General features: G+C 32.4%; 5 protein-coding genes. 3 read left to right on the top strand and 2 right to left on the bottom strand.

Annotation, left to right across the window (positions count from 1 at the left end):
• Window positions 1–333 precede the first annotated feature (333 nt).
• Window positions 334–963, top strand: a complete 630-nt coding sequence (locus HMPREF1864_RS03620) for a hypothetical protein (RefSeq protein WP_062571487.1) — start codon at window positions 334–336, stop codon at window positions 961–963.
• Between the two features lie 207 nt (window positions 964–1170).
• Window positions 1171–3051, top strand: coding sequence for an S-layer homology domain-containing protein (locus HMPREF1864_RS03615; protein WP_062571486.1), 1881 nt, complete (start codon window positions 1171–1173; stop codon window positions 3049–3051).
• 163 nt (window positions 3052–3214) lie between these two features.
• On the opposite strand, the gene nrdG is transcribed toward HMPREF1864_RS03615, so the two are convergent.
• A complete protein-coding gene (gene nrdG, locus HMPREF1864_RS03610; protein WP_062571485.1) occupies window positions 3215–3709 on the bottom strand; it encodes an anaerobic ribonucleoside-triphosphate reductase activating protein in 495 nt (164 codons plus the stop codon).
• A complete protein-coding gene (gene nrdD / locus HMPREF1864_RS03605; RefSeq protein ID WP_062571484.1) occupies window positions 3709–5832 on the bottom strand; it encodes an anaerobic ribonucleoside-triphosphate reductase in 2124 nt (707 codons plus the stop codon). Before nrdD ends, nrdG begins: the two co-directional genes overlap by 1 nt.
• Before the next feature lie 205 nt (window positions 5833–6037).
• Between nrdD and HMPREF1864_RS03600 the strand changes: the two genes are divergently transcribed.
• The gene (locus tag HMPREF1864_RS03600; RefSeq protein ID WP_062571483.1) at window positions 6038–6844 is read left to right on the top strand and encodes a thioredoxin domain-containing protein; all 807 of its coding nucleotides are present in this window, start codon (window positions 6038–6040) and stop codon (window positions 6842–6844) included.
• Window positions 6845–6976 lie beyond the last annotated feature (132 nt).

Raw genomic sequence — 6976 nt, 5'->3', positions numbered from 1 at the left:
CATTAGTCCGCTGATGGTACTTGGTTGGCAACGATCTGGGAGAGTAAGTTATCGCCAGTTAAAAGGTCTATTGATGTAAGGATTCCTTTGTCAATAGACTTTTTATTTTAAATACTCCTTTTAAAATTAGTAAAATATTTTGCTTTAATTATTCCACAATGAGTAATCTCATTACATATTAAAGATAAGAAAATCTTCCAAGACTTGGGAGATTTTTTTATTGGAAAAATTTATATAGCTTTAAAATCTTTAAAGTTATTACCAACAATCTGCTTGACTTTAAAGTTAATGATTTTAAATTATTTTTAAGGTAAACTATAGGCAGGTGATAGTATGAAAAGTAAAGTCGCGAAAGTTCTAGCAATTTTAATTCTTATTCCAATAATTTTATTTGTAGGTCTACATATTTATCGTTGTCCAAAGCCAGAAGCAAAGAGAAATAATTCAGTCCATGGGGTTAAGGTAAATATAAAGGTGTCTAATGATGAAAGAACACCAATTATTAGAACTTTTGAAAGAGCAAAGTTTGAAAGTTTGCCTGAACAAAAAGTTATGAAGTTAAGAGATACAATTGCAGGAGCCATAGAAGGAGATATACCTTGCATACATTTAAATAAGGATAATAAATTTTATGTAGAGTTTATAGATAGGGGAGAAGTTTATGAACCTGCAATACCAAAGATTAAAATATTTGCCGATTCTTATTATAATGATAAAACAAGGGAGACAGTCATAGAAGGAGAACTAGATAGGCTTGACGACGGCAGATATTATTTTGAAACTAAGAGGTATAAGACTCAATTTGAAAAATGTTTTATGGAATACCTTAGAGTTGAAATTTATTATACTATTGATGGTGTGGACTATGTTTCAACTTTTGGGACCTTCCAAGATAATGCTAATGATGGGACTAACTTCTTTGAAAATGAAAAATTAGAAAAGCCAATTCCACCAGAAGAATAAGACAAAAAAATCAGAATAGATAAATTTACCTTCTTTATTGGACAATCCAGTAAGGATGGTATTTTTTGGTTATAGTTACAAAATTGATTTTTTGAAATTTTTGAGATTAAAATCATTACATTAATATAAATTATTTTAATATTTGAGCTCTGATACAATTAATATTGTTTAAATATTATATGAATAAAGTATACTAAGGAGGAATTTATGTTAAAAAGATTTGTTAATTTATTAGTTATTTTAATGTTTTTGTCTGTCTTTAATATAAGTGTATTTGCTTCCAAGGATAATGAACTTGAAAAAGTAAATTTTTTAAAGGAAAAAGGGATAATAGATGGTTATCCAGATGGTAGTTTAGGTCTTGAAAAAAATTTAAAAAGAAGTGAGATAACGAAAATCTTAGTTTATTCACTTGGAAATAAAAATAAGGCAATTGAATTACAAGGAAAAGAAATACCTTTTAGCGATGTAGGGAAAGATTACTGGGCCAACGGTGTGATTTCTTATGCAAAGAATAACATGAACTTAATAAGTGGGTATCCAGATGGAACATTTAAAGGTGAGAAAAATATTACTAATGCAGAGCTTCTAAAGATTCTTGTTTGCCACAAAAAGAATTTAAATAAGACTGCAATAAATAATGCTAAGTGGCCTTATGACTGGATTAAATGGGCTGAAGAAGAAAACATATGTGGGAAAAATATTAATCCAAATTCATTCGCACTTAGAAAAGATGCCTTTCAGTTTTTATATAATACAATTTATTCCAATTCAGAAAATTATAAATCTGAAAGCAAAAAATCTAAAAATGCATCTATTATTACAAAAGAAACTAAAGAATCAAGACATAATTATAACTATTATGAAAATAAGAAAAATAATAAAAAAAGTAATAATACATTAGTAAGTGAGAATAGTTCAGAGAATCAACATGTTATTGAATTGAAGAAGATTTTAAAGTCAATTATTGATTCAAGAAACGATGATTTATTAGACTTAGAAGGAGTGAAGACTCCAAAAAATGAAAAATCAATTGCTGATTTAAAAGCCCTTATGGAAGAAGCTAAAATTTTGTTAAATAAAAAAGACTTATCTCCAGATGAGGTAAAAAAACTTGAAGAATTGACAAAATTTGAAGGTAAAAAATATAGAGGATCCTTTAGAAAAATTGCAAAGAATATTCTTGTTGATTTCGAAGTATTAGGTGAAAGAGATGCCAGAAATAAAAACAATGACAAGAACTATACATCTTTAAAGAATAATCAAATAAAAATTAAAACAGCCCTTAGTGATGTTAAAAAAATAGGAGACTCTGAGGAGAGATATATTAAATTAAATTATATTTCTAAAAAGGATTATGATAGCTTTGATGCAATTTCTAAATCTACACCGCAATATAAAAAGCAAGAGTTAAATAAAGATCTTTATAGTGTTGAAGAAAAAGATGGAATAATAACAGTTACTATAAATGGTAAATTACCAGAAAATGTTAAAATTCTAAAGCCTATTGTTTATTTAAAATATGCTGACAATATTTATTTTGAAAATGGTGATTTAGTTTATACAAAAATCCCAATGAAAACTTTCATTAAGTTAAATATGGATGACATAACTTTTAATAAAGAAACAATAAAAGAACACCTAGAAATGGATAATGTCAAAAATGTAAAAGACATTATATTTGATGAAAAGAAAATACAAGAAGTACAAGATGCATTAGACGGCTCGTCACAAGAAAAGGAGATAAAATTTAATGCTGAAGTGATATTTAATGATGGTAGAATTGGTGAATTAGAAGTGTTAGTGGAAGTTGATAAAACAGAGGACCATGAAATTGAATTTACAGATATTTATATAAAACAAGGAGAAGATGTTAGCTTAGAAATGATTAAAAATGCAATATCGACTCCTAATTTACCAGAAATAAAAGAAATAAAAGTAGATAAAAATAAATTAAAGGATATAAAAGAGGCTGTGATTACCCCGCCTTTAGACGAGATGACGGTAATGTTATCAGTTGATATTGATTTTGCTGATGGAACAAGCGGCAATGGTTTCATTAATGTTACAGTAAAAAAAGCAGATTAATAAAAATATAATTATAAAACCCCAGATTAAACCTAAAGGAGACCTACTTCTGTCGGATTTAGACAAATTTTAAAGTTCTCTTTATTAATACTGGGGTTTTTATTATTTTTATCTAAGTAGTTATATCTTAAGAGATTGGAAAAAATATTATCGTAGTTAGACTTTATAAGTCAAATAAAACTACTTTATTGGATTCTAAGGATTTTTTTATGTCTATTATTCTTTGGTTGGAGGATCCGCGAAATCTAAGGCTTAAATCTTTTAGAGCTTCCACAAATCTTCCATCAACTAGGACGTCACACTCTTCTAAGAGTTTCTTTTTGTCCTGGTCTTTTAAAATTTCTTCATAAGTATATCCAGAGAAGATCCAAATGTCCTTTTGGACTTCTTTTTTTATGTCACGAATAACTCCTAAGAGGTTCACCTCATTTTGGAAGGGCTCACCACCAAGAATGGTTAAGCCCTTAACTTCATCTAACTTTAAATTTTTTATAACTTCATCTGTTTCATTTCGAGTCCAAGGCTTTCCAAAGTTAAAATCTTGGTACTCTTCGTTAAAACAATGGGGACACTTGTGGGTGCAGCCTGTCACAAAGATCGTGGTCCTTATGCCAGGTCCATTGGCAACATCATACTTTCTTATTTGGGCAAAGTTCATTAGATGTGAAGAACTCTTGCGTTGATTTCCTTAGTACGGCCTTCGTTCCAGAAGTTTTCTCCAAGGTAACCGCAAGTACGTCTTACTACAGTAAGGCTTGACCTATCTGTGTTGTGGCATTGTGGGCATTCCCAGTCGCCATGGTCATTTAATTTGATTTCGCCATCAAAGCCACACTCTGCACAATAGTCTGACTTTGTGTTAAATTCTGCGTATTGGATGTTGTCGTAAATATATCTCACAATTGTTTCTAGGGCTTCTAGGTTGTGGCTCATGTTTGGAATTTCTACATAAGATATGCAGCCACCAGTTGACTTGTCTTGGAACTTAGCTTCGAAGTTAAACTTTTCAAAGGCAGAAATTTCTTCACGAACGTCAACGTGGAAGGAGTTGATGTAGTAACCCTTGTCTGTAACATTTTCTATGATGCCAAATCTTTCTCTGTCGATGTTGGCAAATCTTTGTGTAAGTGACTCAGCTGGTGTTGCGTAAAGAGTGAATTTAATTCCATATTCTTCAGTCCACTTATTAACAGCATCGTTAAGGGCATCCATAATTCTCATGGCAAAGTCATAGCCCTTCTTGTCTGTGTGACTTACTCCCTTAATAAGCATAGTAGCTTCGTAGATTCCAATGTAGCCAAGGGAAACTGTTGAGTAGCCATTTAAAAGAAGGGGAGCAATTGATTCGTGCTTGCCAAGTCTTGCTATGGCACCATGTTGCCAGTGAATTGGAGATGAATCACTTGTTACCTTCTTTAGGTGTTCGTAACGCAATAGTCCAACCCTCTTAACAAGGTCTAGTCTTTTTTCTAGGATTTCAAAGAATTTTTCCTCGCTACCACCTGCAAGAATTCCTATTTGAGGAAGGTTTATAGAGCAAGCTCCCATGTTAAATCTTCCTTCAAACTTGTAGTTGCCCTTTTGGTCCTTATATGGTGGAAGGAAGGCCCTGCATCCCATTGGAGAAAATACGTTGCCTTCGTAGTTGGCACGCATCTTCTTGGCAGAAATGTAGTCAGGGTACATCCTCTTTGCAGTACATCTAATTGCAAGAGATGTTAAATAATAATATTTTGAGTCCTTGTTGATGTTGTTTTCATCAAGAACGTAAATTAGCTTAGGGAAGGCTGGTGTGACATAAACGCCTGCGTCGTTTTTGATTCCTTGAATTCTTTGCTTTAAGATTTCTTCGATTATCATTGCAACTTCATCAACATATTGGTCGTCATCTTCAAGCCACATAAATAAAGTGACGAAAGGTGCTTGACCATTGGAAGTCATCAAAGTATTTATTTGATATTGAATAGTTTGGATTCCACTTTCAAGGTCCTTCTTAGTCATTTGATTTGCCATTTTTTCAGCAAGTTCAATATCTCCAAGAGTATCAAGGGCAAGAGAAAGATTCTTTTCGTAAGATCTTCTTAGGTACTTGCCAAGACAGGAAATATTAATACTTTGACCCCCATATTGGTTTGAGGCAATTTGGGCAATGATTTGTGTCATAACATTGCAGGCAACTTGGAAGGACTTTGGAGTTTCAATCATCTTGCCATTAACAACAGTTCCATTGTCAAGCATGTCCTTCATATTAACAAGACAGCAGTTAAAAATTGGTTGGATGAAGTAGTCCATGTCGTGGATGTGGATGGCGCCAGACTCGTGAGCTTCAACTAAGTCAGCTGGGATCATCTTTCTCTTGGCTATATCCTTAGAAACTTCACCAGCTATTAGGTCTCTTTGAGTAGAGGCAATGACAGCGTTCTTGTTGGAGTTCTCATCCATTAGGTCTTCATTAGTTTCGTTTAATAGACCAAGTATGTCCTCGTCAGTAGTATTTTGTTCACGCTTGTATTGTTGAACTGACTTGTAAGATTCGTAAGCCCTAGCAGTAGCTGGGTTGTCGTTTTGAATCAAACGATAATAAACTTCTCCCTCAATGTCATAGATTGATAGGGGAAGGTCCTTTGAGTTGGCAAGTTCTTCGATTTCCTTGGCGATTTCTAAAGCTTGGTCCTCAATGTAGACACCGGAACTTGAGTGCATAGCTTTTTCAATAGCGATTACAATTTTGTCCCTGTCGAAGGCAACCTTCTCGCCATTTCTCTTAATAACTTCTGGCATTTTTTCCATATCTCCTTTTATATAATTTATTTATTTTCTCTCTTTAATACAGATAAAATTATACTACATATAGTATATGAAAACCACAAGGAAAATGTATATTGTGGTGATTATTGTAAAATATTTAAAAGTCAAGTCCCTTGGAGAAGATTTTGCTGAAAAAATTTTTTCTCTTTGATATAATCGACCTAGATTAGGAGGACCTATGTTAAAAATATTTACAGACGTATTAGATCCCTTCTTGTGGGGACTCTTTCCAATAATTAGAAAATTTGAAAGGAAATATAAAAACTTTTCCTATGAATTTGTCATGGGAGGACTGATTGGCAACTACGAAGAATTTTTGCCAAAGAACTTCAGGGACAAAAACTCAGTAGGTCTTGGGAACCAAATCCTCTTTGATATGTATAGGGCCAGTGGAACCCTGACTCACATGCCAGGCTTTGAAACTTCACCAGACCTCTTCACAGAGGACTACAAGTCATCCTATCCCTTGGACAAGTACTTCATATCAGTAGAAGAAATGAATAAGGACATAGCCAGGGATTATATGAGAAAAATTTTGGAAGAAGCCATAGTCTTTCAGAAAAATATATTCAAATTAGAAGTTCAAAAAGAAATCTTAGAAGGCTTTGGCTTAGACTACGATGAATTTTTATTTAATTACGAGAACTCTCACGATTTATTTTTACAAGATAGGATGGAGTCTTTTGACTACAGGATAAAAAAACTTCCAGGCTTCTTGATCACAAAAAATCATAGAGTCTTGCAAAACATCATGGACTTCTCAAGAGTAGAAGAATTTTTCTTAGAGAACCTAGACCTAGAAGAGAGAAAAGAAAACTTAAGCGACGAAGAAAAAATTTTGGACTACATAAGGTCCTACGACCTCGTCTTAAAAGATGAACTAAAAATTGTTTTTAAAGAAGAAAAAATTTTAGAAGAACTTATTAGAGAGGGAAGAGTTAAGATAAAGAAAATAAATTCCTTTGAAATAGTAGAGATAATTTAAAATTTGTAGATAAGGCACTAAGTTAGTGCCTTTTTTTCTGCATAAATTTATTATTTTTGTTATAATATTGCCGGAGACGGTATTATTTTTATAAACCGTACTTAAATATTTATAATTAAATATTTCTCCAAA

The sequence above is a fragment of the Peptoniphilus sp. DNF00840 genome (assembly GCF_001553125.1).
Classification (GTDB): Bacteria; Bacillota; Clostridia; order Tissierellales; family Peptoniphilaceae; genus Peptoniphilus_A; species Peptoniphilus_A vaginalis.
The sequence above is the reverse complement of the archived record's forward strand: the minus strand, read 5'-3'. Positions and strand labels throughout refer to the sequence as shown.